The sequence below is a fragment of the Kitasatospora sp. NPDC058162 genome, assembly GCF_042884005.1.
In the GTDB taxonomy this organism is placed as follows: Bacteria; Actinomycetota; Actinomycetes; order Streptomycetales; family Streptomycetaceae; genus Kitasatospora.
In genome coordinates this window covers 761,298-778,692 of the sequence record NZ_JBHVUS010000001.1, presented here as the reverse complement: position 1 = coordinate 778,692, position 17,395 = coordinate 761,298, and the positions used below count along the sequence as shown (strand labels likewise).

Genomic DNA, 17,395 nt, shown 5'->3' with positions numbered 1-17,395 from the left:
CTGATCAAGATGAGACACATTCGGGCAAGCGGCTTCCGCCGGTCCGCCCGGGCGGGAGGATCGCGCTGAGCAGGTCAACCGTGCCCGGTCGGCGCGAGCCTGTCATGTCTTGGCCATTCGCTCTTGGCCGTCCGCCGACGATCGTGGGGGTGCCCGCGTGTCCGTGTCCGACGATCGCACCGCAGCCGACGACCCGTACCAGACCTCCGAGGATCGCGGCGCGGCCGACGACCCGTACGAGCCCTACGGCCCCTGGGGGCCCGTCGAGGAGGACGAACTCGCCGACCTCGACGAGTTCCTGCGCGTCTGCGCCGAACTGACCGGCTTCGACGTCCCCGAACTGCGCGCCACCGGCATGGCGGACGAACACCACCGCACCGCCCTGGCCCACCGGGTCCGCGACGAGCACGCCCTCGTCCACCTCTGGTACGTCGGCTCCTGGCCCGGCGAGGCCCCGACCTCCGCCCGCGCCCACGACCACGGCCTGGTCTGGCGGACCTTCCGCGCCAGCCCGCCCGGCGCCACCGCCCCCGGCCACGGCAGCTGGGCCGAGGCCCCGTACGGCGGTGAGCAGCGATGAGCGCCCGAACGGACACCTGGGACGCCGTCGTGGTCGGCGCGGGCTTCGCCGGCAGCCTGGTCGCCCAGCGCCTCGGCGCCCGGGGCTGGCGGGTGCTCGTCCTGGAGGCCGGCCGACCCGTGCCGGGGAGCAGCGCGACCTCCGCCGCCCACCGCGCGGCCGGCGGCGGCCCGCCCACCTCGCCCTACCCGCACAACCCCGACGCCCCCTCGCCCGACGTCACCGACCTCACCGGCCTCCCGGACGGCGGCTTCACCGCCACCGGCCACCTCCGCCAGTACGGCCCGCTGCCGTACGCCAGCGGCTACCTGCGCGCCAACGGCGGCACCGGACTGCTCTGGACCGGCCTCGCCCCGCGCATGCACCCCGAGGACTTCCGCACCGGCGACCTCGGCCACGGCCGCAACTGGCCGATCGGCTACCACGACCTGGAACCCCACTACCGCGACGCCGAACAGGAACTCGGCGTCGCCGCCGACGCCGAGGAACAACGCCGAGCCGTCGGCCTGCCCCTCCCCGACGGCTACGCCTTCCCGATGCGGGCGATCCCCGCCAGCCATCTCGACCGGCAGCTGGCCCGCGCCCTCGACGGCCGCACCGTCCGCGACCCCGCCATGACCGACCCGGCCCGGCTCGCCGTCACCCTCACCCCGCACGCCCGCAACGGCCTGCCCACCCGCCCCGGCACCGGCCACGGCGCGCCCTGCGCCGGGAGCGCCAGCTGCGTCCCGGCCTGCCCGAGCGGCGCCAAGTACACCCCGCTGCGCACCCAGGCCCGCTGGGCGCCCGGCGTCGAACTGCGCACCGAGGCCGTGGTCAGCCGGGTGCTCGCCGACCCGGTGACCGGGCGGGCCACCGGGGTCGAGTACCTGGCCGGCGGGACGGCGCACCGGGTGACCGCCGACCTGGTGGTGATCGCCGCGCACGCGATCGAGAACGCCCGGCTCCTGCTGCTGTCCGGCCTGGCCAACCGCAGCGACCAGGTCGGCCGGAACCTGATGGACCACCCCGCGCTGCTCACCTGGGGGCTGATGCCCCGCCCGGTCGGCCCCTACCGGGGGCCGGGCTCCACCAGTGGACTGGAGGCCTTCCGCTTCGGCGGCGCCCGCCACCACCGGGCGCCGTTCCGGATCGAGATCGGCAACTGGGGCTGGTCCTGGGCCGGCGGCACCCCCGAGGCCGAGGCGGCCGCGCTGCTCGCCACCGGACTGCGCGGCAAGGAGCTGCGCGAACGCCTCGGCGACCGGCTCGGGCGGCAGTTCTCGCTCCAGTTCGAGCTGGAGCAGCCCGCCGACCCGGCCAACCGGGTCACCCTCGACCCGGACCGGCGCGACCCGCTCGGCCTGCCCGCCCCCGCGATCCACTACGACCTGGGCGGCTACGTCCGCGAGGGCATGGCCTCCGCCCGCGCCGTCTCCGACCAGCTCTTCGCCCTGCTGGGCGCCGAGGACCACACCGCCTACCCGGGCGCCGGCTGGCCCGGCCGGCTGGAACACCGGGGCGCGGTGTACGGCTACCGGGGCGCCGGCCACGCCGGCGGCACCCACCTGATGGGCGGTTCCCCGGGCACCTCCGTGGTCGACCAGTGGCAGCGCTGCTGGGACCACCCCAACCTGTACGCCGTCGGCTGCGGTTCGATGCCCTCGCTCGGCACCTCCAACCCCTCGCTCACCATGGCCGCCCTCGCCCTGCGCAGCGCCGACCGGATGCACCAGGACCTGCTGGCGCTGCGCCGGCCGGCGACCCTCTCCCCGCCCGTGCCCCCCTCGCTTTCGGAGCCCTCATGACCGGCCTGCCGCTGCCGCCCGTCCCGGAGCCGTACCACCTGCCCTTCCACTACGGCGCGCTGCACAACATCGGCGTCGACTACCTGGTGGACCCGGAGCGGGCCCGCCGCCTGCTGGACAAGCGCCACCCCGGGCTGAGCGCCGCCACCTTCGACGGCGGGGCCTGCGTCTCGCTCAACTACCAGCTGTACTTCGCCCAGTACCCGAACGGCGGCGGCATCACCGAGGAGCTGGAGATCAACCTGATCGCCCACCCGGTGTTCGCCGAGGAGCGCATCCCGGTGGTCAACTACGGGCAGTACGCCCGGGGTTACGACCAGACCAAGCTGCTCGGCATCGCCCGGCTGCACGTGCTGTGCGACAACCCGCTCGCCATCGACGCCGGGCGCCGGCTGTACGCCGAGCCCAAGCACCCGGGCTGGTTCGAGACCACCCTGCCCTCGCTCAACGCGCCCGCCGTGCGCGAACGGTGGAGCATCTCCTGCCGCCGGGCCGAGCTGGGGTCGGACGGGCTGGGGTCGGACGGGCTGCACCGGCACCAGGAGGAGATCCTCGCCCTGGACGTCGACCTGGTCGGGCTCACCCCCGAGCCGGTGAACAACACCCCGATCACCGGCTACGGCACCGACGAGGAGGGCAAGCTGCTCGCCGGGCCGCTGCACGTCCACCACCCGTACCGCTACTACGCGTTGGACGACCGCACCGCCGACCGGGTCCGGCTCGACCTCGGCAACCCTGCGGAGGAGGCCGCCCGCGACCTCGCCCAACTGGTCGGCGAGGCCCCGGCGGCCGGGGTCTGGACCTACCAGTCCGCGCCGGTGGCCGCCCACCACCGCGCCTACTACGTCCGGTGACGGTGCGCCCCTTCCCGGGAGGGAGCACCGCCGTGCGCCGGGACGTCGTCGACGGGCGGATCTGGACGGCCATGCCGTACACCGTGCTCGCCGACGACGGCACCACCCTGACCCTGGCCGCCCGCCCCGGCACCGAGAGCCTCGCCCCCGCCAGCTGGACCACCTCCCGGCGTGACGGGGACGTCGCCGCCCGCAAGCGCGGCATCGACGACCTGGCCGCCGGCACCTGGGAACTCGACCGGTGGACCTGGCGCGACACCGTGGTGATCAGCCGCTTCACCGCCGGGGAGCCGTTCAGCGTCCACCGCTTCCTCAACCCCGAGGGCCGGCCGTTGCGCTGGTACGTCAACTTCGAGCTCCCGTACCGGCGGACGGCCATCGGCATCGACACCTTCGACCTCTTCCTGGACCTCGTCGTCACCCCCGACCTGGCCTCCCGCACCTGGAAGGACGAGGACGAGTACGCCGAGGCCCGGCGGCTGGGCGTGATCGACGAGGCCACCCACCGGCAGGTGGACCGGGCCCGGGACCGGGCCCTGGCCCAACTCCACGACCGCACCGGCCCGTTCGCGCCCGACCGGGCGGCCTGGACGCTGCCCCCGCCGGGGCCGCTGCCCGTCCTGCCTGACACCGCGCTCAGCACCCCGGCCGCCCGCTGGGGGTAGGCTCACGTCCCGACATGGACGACACCCACGAGATCGACGGACTGAGCGACGTCGAGGCGCTCGACCACCTGCACGAACCCGGGGCCTACCTGCGACTGGCCCGACGGACCGCCGACCCCGGGGTGCTGCGCGTACTGGCCCGGTGCGAGTACTCCTTCGTCTGGCACGCGATCGCCCGGAACGCCGCCGCGCCCGTCGACGCACTGGTCGCCCTGGCGCCCCGGCGGCACGACAGCTGGGACGACAACTGCCTGCTGCGGCTGCTGGCCGCCCACCCGGCGGTGACCGGCGAGGCCCTGGACGGGGTGGCCGAGCTGGTGGCCGAGCGGCTGAGGGAGGGCGAACGCCCCTTCGCCGCGGTGCTGGAGCTGGCCCGGCGGCCGGAGCTGACGGCGGAACGGCTGAACCGGCTGGGGCACCTGGCGGGTGCCTCCGGCCGGCTCCGCCGGGGTCTCAGCCGTGCGCTGGCGGCCCGCCCGTCCGGCTGAGTTCGGCCGTCGGCTGGCCGCCTCCGCCGGCCGGGGCCGGTGCGGGCGCCTTGGCCCAGCGGCCGGCGAGGACGGTGCCGACGACCAGCTGGAGCTGGTGGTAGGCCATCAGCGGCAGCACCATCACGCCCGCCTCCGAGCCGAACAGCACGGTGGCCATCGGCAGTCCGTTGGCCAGGCTCTTCTGCGAACCGCACAGCATCGCCGCGATCGCGGCCGGGCGGTCGAGCCCCAGCCCGCGCGCGCCGAGCCCGGTGACGGCCAGGGCCGCGGCGAGCAGGGCGAGCAGGACCACCAGCATCCCGAGCAGGGCGAACGGTGTCGCCCGCTGCCAGATGCCCTGGGCCACCGCCGCGCTGAACGCCGTGTAGACGACCAGCAGGATCGAACCGCGGTCCACCGGGGTCAGCAGCCGTTTGTGACGGGCCACCAGGCCGCCGATCCACGGCCGCAGCACCTGCCCGAGCAGGAACGGCGCCAGCAGCTGGAGGCCGATCCGCAGCAGCCCGTCCGCCGACAGCCCGGAGTGCGAGCCCAGCAGCCCGGCGACCAGCAGCGGGGTGAGCAGCAGTCCGGCGAGGCTGGAGTACGTCCCCGCGCAGATCGCCGCCGGGACGTCGCCCCCGGCGGCCCCGGTGAGCGCCACCGAGGACTGGACGGTGGACGGCACCAGGCAGAGGAACAGCACCCCGGCCTGCAACTGCTCGGTCAGCGGCACGGGCGTGAGCAGCGCGGTGGCCAGCCCGAGCAGCGGGAAGAGGGCGAAGGTGGCGGCGAGCACCAGCCCGTGCAGTCTCAGGTGGCGCAGCCCGGCCAGGGTCTCGCGGGTGGACAGCCGGGCGCCGTAGAGGAAGAACAGCAGCGCCACCGCGAGGTCGCAGGCCGTCGCGGCGAACCGGGCCGAGGCGCCGGAGACCGGGAACAGCGCGGCCAGGCCGACCGTCCCGGCCAGCGCCAGCAGGTACGGGTCGAACCTGCGCCACCACGGCGGACGGGCCGGGGCGGTGCGGACCGGGCGGTCGGTGCGGGCCCGACGCCCGGAGGCGGCCGTCATCGCCCACCCCCGCCGCCGACCAGACCCCCGACCAGGCCTCCGACCGGACCCCCGGCCAGGGACCCGAGCGGGGATCCGGCGCCGTCGTGGTCGCTCCCCGCCGAGCCGCTGCCGCTCTGGACGTTGGCCGTGCGGTCGACCTCCAGCCAGGAGTCGGCGTTCGAGTTGTCGACGACCGTGATCAGGCTGCCGCCCGCGGCGGCCGGGGCCGCGCCGGCCGCGAGCAGGGCGCAGGCCCCGGTCAGCCCCAGGACGGTGGCCCGCAGTGCGGCGGCCGCCGAGGACGGGGCGGGCCGGCGCGGCCCGGGGCTCAAGCCCTCACGTCCGCGAGCCGGCGGGAGCGCGTGATGTTGCGCTCCAGCAGCTCGGTGGACTCCCGCACGCCGACCGGCTTGGCCTGCCCGGCCTGGGCGGGCAGCCGCCCGTCGGCGGACTTCAGCCCGATGAGCGCCTCGTCGATCGCCCGGTGGGCCGCGAACAGGCACGGCGTGCTGTAGATCGCCACGTCCACCCCGAGCTCGGTGAGCTCGGTGAGCGACAGCCGGGGGGACTTGCCGCCCGCGATCTGGTTGAACAGCAGCGGCTTGTCGCCGACCTCCTTGCGGATCCGGCGGATCCACTCCTCGCTGCGCACGCCGTCGACCAGCACCACGTCGGCGTCCGTCTCGGCGAGCGCGCGGGCGCGGCGCAGGATGTCGGCCTCCTCGGTGGCGTCGGTGCGGGCGACCACCAGGAGGTCGGTGCGGTCGGCGAGGACGAGTTCGAGCTTCGCCAGGTACTCCTCGAGCGGGAGGACCTGCTTGCCGTCGGCGTGGCCGCAGCGTCGCGGGCGCTTCTGGTCCTCCAGGATCACGCCGGAGGCGCCGATGGCCTCCAGCCGGCGCACCACGTGGCAGGCGACCTCGGGATCGACGTAGCCGTCGTCGATGTCGACCAGCAGATGGTGCTGGGGGAAGGCGCCGCGCAGCCGTTCGACGAAGGCGACCATGTCGGGCCAGGCGATGAAGCCGATGTCCGGCAGGCCGTAGTAGGACGCGGCGAAGCCGAAGCCGGAGACGAACATGCCGTCGTAGTGCTCGGCCGCGATGGAGGCCGAGTACATGTCGTGGACGCCGATCAGGGGCGTGGTGCCGGGGTCGGCGATCGCCGAGCGGAGTCGCTGCCCGGGGCCCGCAGAAGTGGAACCGTGGAACATGGGTCTCTCCTCACTCACCAGGATTTTGCCTCAACTTGGGTTTCTCAAGACCAAACTGAGGTGGCATCACTATGAGGTCTTTAATGCTCCATGGGCAAACCTTTAATGTAGATTCACCCATGTGAGTGAACGAATTTTCGACAATGCGTCAGTCATATGAAGTAAACATTCCGGGTCCGATCTGACGGTCGAGTGTCAACAGGGCTCCGGCCCGCTTAACGGTGCGGCTCACCGGCGCCGTCTCGATGCTCCGGACGGCGTCCAGCGCGGCGATCCGGGTGGTCAGGTAGCGCGCGAGGTCGAGGGAGTCCCGGCAGTTCACGGCCGCCAGCAGATTGGTGGGCCCGGTGGTGTGCGCCACCAGCGACACCTCCGGATGCCCCGCCAATTCGGCCGCCACGGCCCGGAGCCCGGATGGCCGAACCGACATCCACAGCCGGGCCTCCGCCCGGAACCCCAGCGCGGCCGGCGGCACGTCGACCAGGAAGGCCAGCACCCCCGCCCGTCGCAGCAGTCCCAGCCGTCGCCGCACCGTCGACTCCGACCAGCCCGTCGCCGCCGCGAGCTCGGTGTGGCTCGCCCGCCCGTCCCGCGCCAGCAGGTCGAACAGCGGGCGGTCGCCGGGGCCCACCGGCACCTCGGCGGCCCCGCCGCCGTCGGCACCCCCGGCCGGCGGGGGCGGGGCGAGCAAGGCGATCTGCTCGGGCGTCAGGCAGGCCGGGCCGGCCCAACTGCTCGGCAGGGCGTGGCTGTCGAGCAGCAGGTGGGCGGAGACCGAGCTGATCCGGCCGGAGCGGGGGAGGCGTTGCAGCAGCAGTTCCCCGCCGTCCTCGGCGCCGCCGGTCCGGATGCTGCAGGAGATCTCGGTGCCGCCGGAGAGCACGTGGACGTAGGAGGTGTCGGGCCGGGCGGCCAGGGCGTGGGCGATGGCGGTCGCCGCGTCCGGTGTGCAGCGCAGCCGGACCGTCCACGCCTGGTGGCCGAGCGGGCCGCCGTTGAGGGCGCCGACGACGCGCAGCACGCCCGCGCCGCGCAGCCGCCGGTAGCGTCGGGCCACCGTGCTCTCCGAGACGCCGAGCGCCTCGCCGACCAGCCGTAGCGGGGCCCGTCCGTCGATCTGCAGGGCGTGCACCAGGCCGCGGTCGACCCCGTCCAGGGTGAGGGATTCCGTCTTCATACGGCGTCAGTGTGCCAGTATCCGCCGCCGTCGCGGCCCTGGCTGGTGGCGGCCGACCGGTGCCCGGAACCGTGGGGGCGTCCCGTTCCGCAACTATCCGGAGGAAGCCCCGTGCGTACCTGGTGGCCCCTGGCGGCCGTCTGCCTCGGCACGTTCCTGTTCCTGCTCGACACCACCGTGCTGTCCGTGGCGCTGCCCGCGATCGGCGCCGGGCTGTCGGTCCCGCTGTCCGCGCTGCCGTGGGTGGTGGACGTTTACACGCTCGTCCTGGCCGTGCTGATGCTGCCCGTGGGGGCGCTCACGGACCGGCTCGGCGCCCGCGCCGTGTACGCCGCCGGACTGGCGGTGTTCGGCCTGGCCTCGCTGGCCTGCGGGGCGGCGCCCACCGTGGGGGTGCTGATCGCCGCGCGCGGCGTGCAGGGCGTCGGCGGGGCGGCGATGGCCGTCACCACCTTCGCGCTGATCGGCTCGGTCTACCGGGGGCCCGACCTCGGCCGGGCGATGGGCGTCTTCGGCGCGGTCACCGGGCTGGCGGCGGCGCTCGGCCCGGTGCTCGGCGGTGTCCTCACCGAGTACGCCGGCTGGCGTTCGGTGTTCCTGGTCAACCTCCCGCTGACCGTGTTCACCCTGCTGCTGTCCCTGCGGGTGCTGCCCGGCGGGCGGCGGAGGGGCGTGGGTTCGGGTTCGGCCTCGGGTGAGCCGGCTGCGGCACGGCCCGGGGCCGGCCGCATCGACCTGCCCGGCACGCTCGCCTTCGCCGTCGCCGCCGGTGCGCTGACCTGGGCGCTGTCGTCTGCGGGGGTGCGGGCGTGGATCGCCTCGGCCGTGGCCGGGATCGCCGTGGTCGCCTTCGTCCGGATCGAGCTGCGCAGCAGTGCGCCGCTGTTGGAGCCGAGGTTGTTCGCCCGGGCGTCCTTCTCGGCGGTGCTGGGCTGCGTGCTGGCGTCCACGGCGGCCTTCGCGGCGCTCGTCCACACCTCGGTGTGGCTCCAGTCGGGGCTCGGCCTCGGGCCGGTGCGGGCCGCCCTCGCGCTGACGCCGCTCGCGGCGGCCTCCGGCCTCACCTCGCTGATCAGCGGCCGTCGGTTGCACGGCCGCTCGCCGCGCGCCGTGCTCGGCACCGGACTGCTGCTGAGCGCGCTCGGCTGCGCGGCGCAGGCCGCCGCGGACGCGGGCTCCTCGGCCGGCTCGCTGGCGTTCGGGCTGGCGCTCACCGGCGTCGGCGTGGGGCTGTTGGGGCCGGCCATGGGGGCGGCCGTGTTCGCGGCGCTGCCGCCCGAGCGGGCGGGGACGGCGGCCGGTGCCATGGCCACCTTCCGACAGCTGGGCCAGACCCTCGGGGTCGCGGGCTTCGGCCTGCTGTTCCTGCGCGGCGGGGCCGCGACGGCCGAGGGCCTGGACCGGGTGCTGCTGGCGGCCGCGGTGGTCGCGGGGCTCGGGGCGGTGCTCGGGTTCGTGTTCGGGCCGGGGGCGGCTTCCGGGCGGACCGCGGAGCCGGCCGCGACTCCGGAGCCGACCTCGGGGCGGCGGAAGGTCCGGTGAGGGTCAGGGGGTCGGAGTGGGGCGCACCGCGCGGCGTTCGCGGAGGGTGCGCAGGACCCGGCGGGTGGCGCGGGTGGCGACCGGGGGGAGGAGGTCCAGGGCGATCCGGCGGGGGGCGGAGCGCTGGAGCTGGGCGGGCGTCTTGACCCGGTAGTTGAGGCGGAGGACCTGGTGGCCGGCGATGGCGTCCTCGTCGACGGCGTAGTCCTCGGCCCGCCAGTCGCGGGCCAGCAGGGTCCGGCGGGTGGCCTCGGCGTCCCCCCAGGTGCCGTAGAACTTCATCGGGGTGAGCAGCACCGGCCGCAGCCCGCCGGTGAAGACGGCCTCCCAGACGGCGGCCGAGACGCCCGGGGTGTGCTCGGAGCGGTAGTCGTCCAGCGAGATCAGCCCGTCCTCGGCGAGGGCGGCCCGGGCCACCAGGATGTCCCCGCTGACGTGCTCGTACAGGTGGGAGGCGTCGACGTGGACGAAGCGGCAGCTGCCCGCCGGGATCCGGCCGTCGGCCAGCACCGAGGTCGGGGCCTGGACGATCTCGGGCAACTCGCTGTGGAAGGCGAGGTAGTTGGACTCGAAGGCGCTGCGGGTGAGCGTCTTGCGGTAGGACATCGACATCTCGGCGGCGTTGTCGGCGTCGGCCGCCTCGGAGTCGAAGAGGTCGCAGACGGTCAGCCGCTCGCCCGGCTGGAGGTGGTCCCCGAGCAGGACGGCGCTGCGGCCGAGGTAGCTGCCGAGCTCCAGGACGTCCCCGGTGACCCCGGCCGCCGTCTGGGCGGACAGCAGGTGGGAGAACGCGGCCCGGTCCAGGCCGAAGAACCAACCGGGGATGTCGTCCCGCTTGCGCGGGGCCGGGCCGGCGACGGTGGTCTCTTCACGGGGCACGGCTGCCTCCAAGGCTGGCGGGGCGCGGTGGTGGATCACGCCGCGGAGGGGCGGTGTGGTCGTGAGGCAGATCATCATAGCCAGGCTCGGGCCGCGCGGGGCGGGGAGTCGAAGGCGCAATTCCGGGGCGGTGCGGCGCCGTTCGGGCAGCCGTTCGGGCGGGTGCCGGGCCGGGTGTTCGGGTGGGCGGTCGGGGCCTTGCTCGGGGCCGGTGGGCCGTCCGGGCGGTTCGGGTGCCACCCGCCGGTCGCGGGCACTACTGCCCCTTCCGGCCCTCCGAGTCCTCCGTGCCCTCCAGTCCCGTGATGGTCTCGGCCAGCCAGGCCCGCTCGGCCGCGCCGGAGGCCCGGGCGACCAGCAGCATGCCGCGTCGGAACGGGTTCGGCTCGCGCTCGGCGGTGACCGGGTGGCCGTCCCCGTCGTAGAAGAAGCTGCTCGGCGCCTCCAGGAAGTCCAGCCGGCGGCGGAGCACGGCGGCCTGGCGGGCCGGGTCGGCCAGCTGGTGGAGGAAGGCGGCGAGGGTGAAGAAGCGGATCTGGTCGGTGATCTCGGCCTGCTCGGGGTCGGCCAGCCGTCGCAGCAGGTCCGCCCGGCCCTCCTCGGTGAGCTCCAGGGTCTGGCGCGGCGCGGCCCCGGTGCCGGGTTCGGTGCGGCGGTGCAGCAGCGCGGCCTTCTCCAGCCGGGTGATCGCGGGGTAGAGCGCGCCGTCGCTGACCGGTCGGACGTGGCCGGCCAACCCGGTGATCCGGGACTTGAGTTCGTAGCCGTGCAGGGGCTGGTCGTACAGGAAGCCGAGGATCGCGAGCGTCAGCACGGTCGGGAGCCCTTTCGTCGGAGTGCGCCCCATGATGCGCCCGGTTCCATGGTCGATGCTACCTCTTGGCGCTGTACATCGATTCGATGTATATCTACTCGAGGCAGCCGCCCGTGGTGGAGTGGGCGGCGCGATGAGGGGGGACCCATGCGCGAACAGTCGATCCGGCTGGCCCGACTGGCCGGACCGGTCTACGCCGAACTGCTCTCCGGAGTGATCGCCACGGTGATCGGGACGCTCTGGGTGGCCGGCCTCGGCGGGGCCGCCGTCGCCGCCGTCACCCTGGCCGGGACCATCGAGAACCTGCTGCTCGGACTCGTCCTGGTGGTGGCCTCCGGCGTCAGCGTCCGGCTCGCCCGGGCCCTCGGCGCCGGGGACCGCGACGAGGCCGGCCGGATCACCCGCGCCGCCTGGCGGCTCTGCGCGCTCGGCACCCTCGCCCTCGCCGTCCCCGGCTTCCTGCTGCGGGACCGGATCGCGGCCGCCTTCCTCGACGGCGAGGCCGCCATCCGGGCCGCCGAGTACCTCACCGTCGCCTTCCCGGCCTTCGGACTGTTCTTCGCCCAGCGCGTCGCCGACGAACTCTTCAAGGGCGCCGGCGACACCCGCACCCCGATGCGGATCGCGCTGCTCTCCAACGCCCTGCTGCTGGTCCTCGACCCGCTGCTGATCCTCGGCCCCGGCCCGCTGCCCGCCCTCGGCGTGCCGGGCGCGGCACTGGCCCTGGCCGCCGCCCGGGCGGTCGCCCTCGCCGTCACCCTGCGGCTGCGGCCCCGGATCGGCGGGCCGGTGCGGGGCGTCGGCGCGGCAGCCGCCGGCATCCTGCGCGCCGGTGCGCCGTTCGGCCTGGACTTCACCGCCCGGATGGCCGTCGGGACGGCCCAACTCGCCCTGGTCGCCGGGTTCGGGGTCGCGGCGGTCGCCGGGTACGGCATCGGCTACCGGCTGCTGCTCGTCCTCACCATGGCCTTCTACGCGCTGCGCCAGGCCGCCGCCATCCGGGCCGCCCGGCTCGCCGGGGCCGGCCGGGCCGAGCCGCTGCGCGACCTCCGGCGCGCCACCGCCCGCCTCTCCGCCGGGCTGGGCGCGGCGGCGGCCCTGCTGGCGGCCGGTGCGGCGGGGCCGCTCACCGCGCTGTTCACCGACGACCGGACGGTGACCGCCCAATCCGTCGGCTTCCTGCACCTGACGGCCCTCTACCTGCTGCCGTACGCCCCGGCGGTCGCCCTCGGCGGCTACCACCAGGCGACCGGGGCCGGGCGGGTGTTGGTGGTGTCGGCGGTGTTGGGGCTGGGGGCTCAACTGGGTGCGGCGGTGGTGTTGTCGGGGTGGTGGGGGGTGGACGGCGTGTGGCTCGGGCAGCTGGTGGGGGCGGTGGTGCAGTTGGTGGTGTTGGTGGCCCTGGCCCGGGGTGGGGTCGGCGGGGTGGAGCGTGGGCGTGGGCGGGTGTTGGTGTCGGTGGAGTGAGCGGTGCTCCCGACACCCGGGGCGGGGCCGCGGGGGTCGGGAGCGGGTGTGCCGTGCTCAGGACGCCGGAGTGCGGAGGTGCTCGGCGAAGGCGTGGGCGGCCGCGAAGTCGTGGGTGTCGGGGCGGTGCTTGTTGATACCGCCGACCAGGCGGAACGGGAGCCAGGTGTCGTGGCCGCGGGCCGTGAAGCCGCCGACGACCTGGAAGCCCTTCGCCGCCAGGGTGCGCTCCGCCGGTCGGGTGGCGGGCCGGAAGCCGGGCTCGGGCAGGCCGCTGGTGGCGAACACGAAGGCCCGGCCGGGCCGTTCGGTGCTCGGGAGGGTCTGGATGAACCGGCTCAGCCGCGGGTGGAGCCGCCAGGTGAAGACGCCCGAGCCGAAGCCGACCAGGTCGTAGTCGGCCAGCTCGGCCGGGTCCAGCTCCTCCGGCTCGACCACCGACGCGGCCAGCGGCCGGGCCATGGCCTCGGCGATCCGCCGGGTGTTGCCGTGGGACACCGAGACGCACACGATGACGGCTTTCATGAGGAAGACGCTCCCTTCGCTCTGCAGGTACCCGATGGACCGGACAGGGCGGCGGAACGTGACATCGGGAGTCCGGGGAGACGCCGCCGCGGCCGTAGCATGGGTGCCCGGCCGGTCGTGGGGGCGGGGCGGGGTGGGGAGGACGGCGATGGAAGCACACGGGCCCGGTGGGCCCGCCACCGCGCGCCGGGGCGGCTGAGTCCGGTGGCGAGCGCGCGCCGGGAGCGCCGGGAGCTGTGGCGGAGGTGCCGGACTCTGGCGGCGGAACTGCGGCTGCCCGGGCCCTTCGACGCCGAGCGGCTGGTCGCCGCGGTGGGCGCCCGGTTCGGCCGGCCGGTCGAGCTGCTGCTCCTGCCGTCCCGCACCTGCGGCCCGTGCGGCGTACTGGTCAGCACCGACCGCGCCGAGTACATCGGCTACCCCGTCGACACCACGCCGATCCACCAACAGCACATCGTGCTGCACGAGTTGGCCCACCTGTTGTGCCACCACCGGGGGCGCGCGGACGGTGCCGCCGAGGCGGCGGCGGTGCCCCGGAGCCTGCGCCCCCACCTCTCCGACGAGCTGGTCCGCCGGGTGCTCGGACGGCACGGGTACAGCGAACCGGAGGAGCGGGAGGCGGAGTTGATCGCCTCGCTCGCCCGGCAGCCCGTCGCGGGCTTCCCGCTGGTCGGGCCGCCGGGCACGACGGGCGGCGCCGGGGCGGACGGGCCCGGCGGTGGGGTGCGCCTGGACGTCGTCTTCGGGCTCTCCGCGCCGGAGCGTACGGAGGAAGGGAGTTGAGCTCCGCCGTCGCCTACCTGATGTGCGCGCAGGCGGTGCTCGCGACGGTCGTGCGACTGGCGCTCACCCGTGGCCTGCGCAGGCCCCCGGGCGAGCGCCGGTTGATGGCCTTCCTGCTCGGCCTCGGTGCCGGCGTGGCCGTCCTCGCCCCCGGCACCCGGGCCGCCGTGCCCTGGGACGGCGCCGCCCGACTGCTCCCGCTGCTGGGCGTCGAACTCAAGCTCGGGGCGGAGTGCGCGCTCGCCCTGCTCGGGTACGGGCTGCGTCCCCGGGGTGACGGCCGGGGCGGCACCGCGGGCCGGCGTCAGGCGGTTGGCTCGGCTCTGGTGATGGCGCTCGCCGCGGCCGCGTACCTGGGTGGCGGGGTGCGGCCGGAGGGCACCGAGCTGGTGGCCGGTGCCGGTGGACGGGCGCAACTCGTGCTGTACGACGCGCTGTTCACCGCGCACGGCTGCTGGTGCGTCGGGGTGTTCGGGCTGGTGATCCTCCGTTCGTCCGGGCGGGTGGCCCCCGGCCTGCCGCGCACCGGACTGCGGCTGATCGCCGCCGGGGCCGCGTTCGGCCTGGCCTGGTCGGCGCTGAGCGCGGTGCCCCTGCTGGAGGCCGTCGCGACCGGCCGTCAGGAGATCGCCGAGAACACCGTCGCCGCGCCGGCCGCCGTGCTGTGCCTGGCGCTGGGCATCGGCGGGACGACGCTCGCGGTGTGGACGGAGGCACTGACCCGCTCGGCGCGCCGGGCCCGGGCCTGGCGGGACCACCGGCGGCTCGGGCCGCTGTGGACCGCGCTGCGCACGGCGGTTCCCGGCCTCTCGCTGGCCGAGGCGGTGGGCGGGCTGGGGCCGGGCGGGCCGTTGCGCGACCCGGAGTTCGCGCTCTACCGGCGGGTGATCGAGATCCGGGACGGCCAACTCGCCCTGCGGGCGCACCACCGGCCGCAGGCGGTCGAGTGGGCCGCCGCGGCGAGCGCGGGGGACGCGGCGGTCGTCGAGGCCGCCGCCCTCGCGGTGGCGCTGGAGTCGGTGGCGCTGGAGTCGGTGGCGTCGGGGTCGGCGGCGCTGGAGTCGGTGGCGGAGGCCGCGTCGGCCGGGCCCGGCCCGCGTGAGCTCCCGGCCGACCTGGCGGCGGAGACGGCGTGGCTGGTGCGGGTGTCGACCGCGTTCGCGCACTCGCCGGTGGTGGCGCAGGCGCGCCGTCGGGTGCGCGAGGGGCAGCCGGCCCGGCCCGACCGTCCGTGAGCCGCCGGGCGGCGCGCACCTCGGGCGGTGCGCACCTCGGGCGGTGTCCGGAACGCCGTTCGATTCATCCGGACCATTGGCCCGGCCTTTTCCCCTCCAGTACCTTCCGCCGCAATTCCGCACACCCGCCCCGAGGGTCATGGTGGTAACTCTGCCGCGCCCGCGAAAATCTGGTGACAGGCCGTTGCGAGCCGACCACCACGGTTTCGGCCAACCAATTCACAGGCGTCATCAGGCGTTCCGTCCGTGGTCGGGAGCCACACCAGGGATTTCACCGGTCCGATTCCCATGAGAATTGCTTTCCGTTCAATCGGAAGGGGTTGCGAGCGGGTGATCCGCCGTGAAGACTGTTCCGCGTTCGTCTTTCGAACGTTCGCGCCGTCGAGGATTGCGCTGTCCCCCGGGGTCGTTGTGGCGGGTGCCGCACGGTGGCCCCGGGGGACGGACGCAGGGGGGATTGCGATGCCGGGTGGGGCGACCCTGCGGGGTGCGGGCCGACGGGTCCGCAGGCCGGAGTGTTCGGGGTGGCCGTCCGGTCCCGACGGCCGGATCCGGGTATTCGGCTGCCCGGAGTTTTCGGAGTAGCGGGGAAATCAGGTCGTATTCGTGCCATCCGGTCGCCGCGCGCCGTCGCGGCCCGGAGCGCCTCCGCGTGCGCCGTTTTCGCGCCGTTCAGCGCCGGGAGGCGCCCCCGATCCCGTTCGTGTCGGGTCGGCCGCAGTCGGACGGTGTCCGGTCAATCACGTTGTTCGCGCGGCTCTTTGCGCCGTGCGGCGCCGGGGGCCGGAAATTCGGCAAGGCGTTCCTCACCAATCCGGAATTCATCCGCGGGCGCGTCGTCGCGTCCGCACCCGAGAACCAGTCAACGGGAGCCACCGCCCATGCCGTACCCCGCCTCCGCGCCGGTCCGCGAGCGCGCCCCGCAGCTGTTGCGGCGCGAGTTGCAGCACCGGCTCGACACGCTCGCGCGCCGCCACCGGGTGCCCGGCGCCCAACTGGTCCTGGACACCGGGGCGGAGCTGGTCGCCCTGCACACCGGGGTGGCCGACGCCGCCACCGGCACCCCCTTCACCGGGGACACCGCCGTGCCGGTCGGTTCACTCACCAAGCCGTACACCGCCGCGCTGGTGCTGCTCCTCGCCGACGACGGGGACCTCGACCTCGACGACCGGGTCGCCGCCCACCTCCCCGAGTTCCGGCAGCTCCCGGATCTGACGATCCGTCAAATCCTCAGCCACACCGGTGGACTCCCGGCAGGTGCGGACTCCGACGCGGCCGCCCGGACCACCGTGGCGCACTACCTGGCCGCGGTCTGCACCGCCCGGGACGCGCTGTTCCCACCCGGGACGGGCTTCTCCTACTCCAACGCCGGCTACGTCGCCGCCGGGCGCCTGGTGGAGTCGGTGACCGGGATGGCGTGGCGGGAGGCCGTCGTGGCCCTGCTGCTGGAACCGCTGGACACGGTGCCCGCCTTCCTCGGCACCGAAGTCGGTACCGAGCCCGGCGTCGAGCCCGGTACCGCCCGCCCGGTCGCCGCCGGGCACGCGTTCAACGCCACGACCGGGCGGGTCCGGCCGGTCCGGCAGAACCTGGCCCCGCTGGAGGCGCCGGCCGGAGCACTGCTGCTGAGCGCCGCCGACCTGGCCGCGTTCGGCGGCGCGGCGATCGGCCGGGCCAAGGCGCTGCCCGCGGACGTCGCCGACGAGCTGCGCCGCCCGCAGCCCGGCGCCCGGCCGGGCGCGCTCGCCGACGGCTGGGGAGCGGGCCTGGCGCTCTACCGGCAGGACGGGCGGCTCTGGTGCGGCCACGACGGCAACGCCATGGGCACCTCCTGCCACCTGCGGGCCGAGCCGGACAGCGGAGTGGTGGTCGCCTTCACCGGCAACGCCGGCTCGGCCACCGCGCTCTGGCGTGAACTCGCCGCCGAAATATCGGAGTTGATCGGCCTTCCGGTGCCCGCCGTGATCGCCCCGGTGGCCTCGGCAGGCCCGGCGGCCCCGGCTGACCCGGTCGACCCGGCGGAGTGCGCGGGCGACTACCGCAACGGCGGGATCCGGTACCGCGTCGAGGTTGCGGGCGATGGAGGGCTCACCCTCTCCGTGGACGGCGACCTGCCGCTCGCGCTGCGCTGCTTCGCCGACCTCCGCTACGACCTGATCGCCCCCGACACCGGTCGGCCCGAGCCCGGCGGGTGGTTCCACCGGGACCGGGCCACCGGGGTGATCGACCGGGTGCAGGTGTCCGGGCGCACCGCGCGGCGGGCCGGGCCCGCCTGAGCCGGCAGCCGGAGTCGGCCGGCCGGTGAGTCGCTCCCGGCCGCGCACCACCGTCGAACCGCTGTACCCCCTGC

The 17,395-nt window shown here is 75.3% G+C and carries 17 protein-coding genes; 10 read left to right on the top strand and 7 right to left on the bottom strand.

Features of this window, described 5'->3' with window-relative positions:
- The first annotated feature begins 163 nt into the window (after positions 1–163).
- Genes ACFVXG_RS03045 through ACFVXG_RS03025 form a run of 5 tightly spaced genes read left to right on the top strand, consistent with a single transcriptional unit; the run spans position 164 to position 4,374 of the window.
- Positions 164–580: a hypothetical protein gene (locus ACFVXG_RS03045; protein ID WP_387923689.1), complete on the top strand. Its 417-nt coding sequence runs from the start codon at positions 164–166 to the stop codon at positions 578–580.
- Positions 577–2,367 carry a GMC family oxidoreductase gene (locus tag ACFVXG_RS03040; RefSeq protein WP_387923687.1) on the top strand — a complete coding sequence of 597 codons (1,791 nt, stop codon included), beginning with the start codon at positions 577–579 and terminating at the stop codon, positions 2,365–2,367. Before ACFVXG_RS03045 ends, ACFVXG_RS03040 begins: the two co-directional genes overlap by 4 nt.
- Positions 2,364–3,221: a hypothetical protein gene (locus ACFVXG_RS03035; RefSeq protein ID WP_387923685.1), complete on the top strand. Its 858-nt coding sequence runs from the start codon at positions 2,364–2,366 to the stop codon at positions 3,219–3,221. Before ACFVXG_RS03040 ends, ACFVXG_RS03035 begins: the two co-directional genes overlap by 4 nt.
- A 32-nt stretch (positions 3,222–3,253) precedes the next feature.
- Positions 3,254–3,886 carry a DUF402 domain-containing protein gene (locus ACFVXG_RS03030; protein ID WP_387923683.1) on the top strand — a complete coding sequence of 211 codons (633 nt, stop codon included), beginning with the start codon at positions 3,254–3,256 and terminating at the stop codon, positions 3,884–3,886.
- 14 nt (positions 3,887–3,900) lie between these two features.
- On the top strand, positions 3,901–4,374 hold the full coding sequence (locus ACFVXG_RS03025) for a hypothetical protein (protein ID WP_387923682.1): 474 nt from the start codon (positions 3,901–3,903) through the stop codon (positions 4,372–4,374).
- Here ACFVXG_RS03025 and ACFVXG_RS03020 read toward each other — a convergent pair.
- The 4 genes from ACFVXG_RS03020 to ACFVXG_RS03005 all read right to left on the bottom strand — a co-directional run bounded on the left by ACFVXG_RS03020 (position 4,340) and on the right by ACFVXG_RS03005 (position 7,800).
- The gene (locus ACFVXG_RS03020; protein ID WP_387923680.1) at positions 4,340–5,428 is read right to left on the bottom strand and encodes a bile acid:sodium symporter family protein; all 1,089 of its coding nucleotides are present in this window, start codon (positions 5,426–5,428) and stop codon (positions 4,340–4,342) included. The two genes, ACFVXG_RS03025 and ACFVXG_RS03020, sit on opposite strands and share 35 nt — an antisense overlap.
- On the bottom strand, positions 5,425–5,742 hold the full coding sequence (locus tag ACFVXG_RS03015) for a hypothetical protein (RefSeq protein WP_387923678.1): 318 nt from the start codon (positions 5,740–5,742) through the stop codon (positions 5,425–5,427). Before ACFVXG_RS03015 ends, ACFVXG_RS03020 begins: the two co-directional genes overlap by 4 nt.
- Complete coding sequence (locus ACFVXG_RS03010; protein ID WP_387923676.1) at positions 5,739–6,623, bottom strand: oxaloacetate decarboxylase; 885 nt, start codon at positions 6,621–6,623, stop codon at positions 5,739–5,741. The genes ACFVXG_RS03015 and ACFVXG_RS03010 overlap by 4 nt, the downstream gene beginning before the upstream one ends.
- A gap of 148 nt (positions 6,624–6,771) precedes the next feature.
- Positions 6,772–7,800, bottom strand: coding sequence for an Lrp/AsnC family transcriptional regulator (locus ACFVXG_RS03005; protein ID WP_387923674.1), 1,029 nt, complete (start codon positions 7,798–7,800; stop codon positions 6,772–6,774).
- 111 nt (positions 7,801–7,911) lie between these two features.
- On the opposite strand from ACFVXG_RS03005, the gene ACFVXG_RS03000 reads away from it, so the two are divergent.
- A complete protein-coding gene (locus ACFVXG_RS03000; RefSeq protein ID WP_387923672.1) occupies positions 7,912–9,342 on the top strand; it encodes an MFS transporter in 1,431 nt (476 codons plus the stop codon).
- Between the two features lie 3 nt (positions 9,343–9,345).
- Here the strand turns inward: ACFVXG_RS03000 and ACFVXG_RS02995 are convergent, their stop codons facing one another.
- Both ACFVXG_RS02995 and ACFVXG_RS02990 read right to left on the bottom strand, forming a co-directional pair.
- On the bottom strand, positions 9,346–10,221 hold the full coding sequence (locus ACFVXG_RS02995) for a class I SAM-dependent methyltransferase (protein ID WP_387923670.1): 876 nt from the start codon (positions 10,219–10,221) through the stop codon (positions 9,346–9,348).
- A 256-nt stretch (positions 10,222–10,477) separates the two neighbouring features.
- Positions 10,478–11,035 carry a PadR family transcriptional regulator gene (locus ACFVXG_RS02990; RefSeq protein ID WP_387923880.1) on the bottom strand — a complete coding sequence of 186 codons (558 nt, stop codon included), beginning with the start codon at positions 11,033–11,035 and terminating at the stop codon, positions 10,478–10,480.
- A 147-nt stretch (positions 11,036–11,182) separates the two neighbouring features.
- On the opposite strand from ACFVXG_RS02990, the gene ACFVXG_RS02985 reads away from it, so the two are divergent.
- On the top strand, positions 11,183–12,502 hold the full coding sequence (locus ACFVXG_RS02985; RefSeq protein ID WP_387923668.1) for an MATE family efflux transporter: 1,320 nt from the start codon (positions 11,183–11,185) through the stop codon (positions 12,500–12,502).
- 57 nt (positions 12,503–12,559) lie between these two features.
- Here ACFVXG_RS02985 and ACFVXG_RS02980 read toward each other — a convergent pair whose 3' ends face one another.
- Positions 12,560–13,027 (bottom strand): flavodoxin family protein, encoded by a 468-nt coding sequence (locus tag ACFVXG_RS02980; RefSeq protein WP_387923666.1) that lies wholly within the window; start codon positions 13,025–13,027, stop codon positions 12,560–12,562.
- Positions 13,028–13,231: 204 nt separating this feature from the next.
- On the opposite strand from ACFVXG_RS02980, the gene ACFVXG_RS02975 reads away from it, so the two are divergent.
- From ACFVXG_RS02975 to ACFVXG_RS02965, 3 genes are all read left to right on the top strand, one after another.
- On the top strand, positions 13,232–13,810 hold the full coding sequence (locus ACFVXG_RS02975) for a ParH-like protein (protein ID WP_387923664.1): 579 nt from the start codon (positions 13,232–13,234) through the stop codon (positions 13,808–13,810).
- Entirely contained in the window at positions 13,807–15,045 is a 1,239-nt protein-coding gene (locus ACFVXG_RS02970) for an MAB_1171c family putative transporter (RefSeq protein WP_387923662.1), read from the top strand. Before ACFVXG_RS02975 ends, ACFVXG_RS02970 begins: the two co-directional genes overlap by 4 nt.
- 881 nt (positions 15,046–15,926) lie before the next feature.
- The gene (locus ACFVXG_RS02965) at positions 15,927–17,321 is read left to right on the top strand and encodes a serine hydrolase domain-containing protein (RefSeq protein ID WP_387923661.1); all 1,395 of its coding nucleotides are present in this window, start codon (positions 15,927–15,929) and stop codon (positions 17,319–17,321) included.
- Positions 17,322–17,395: the final 74 nt, after the last annotated feature.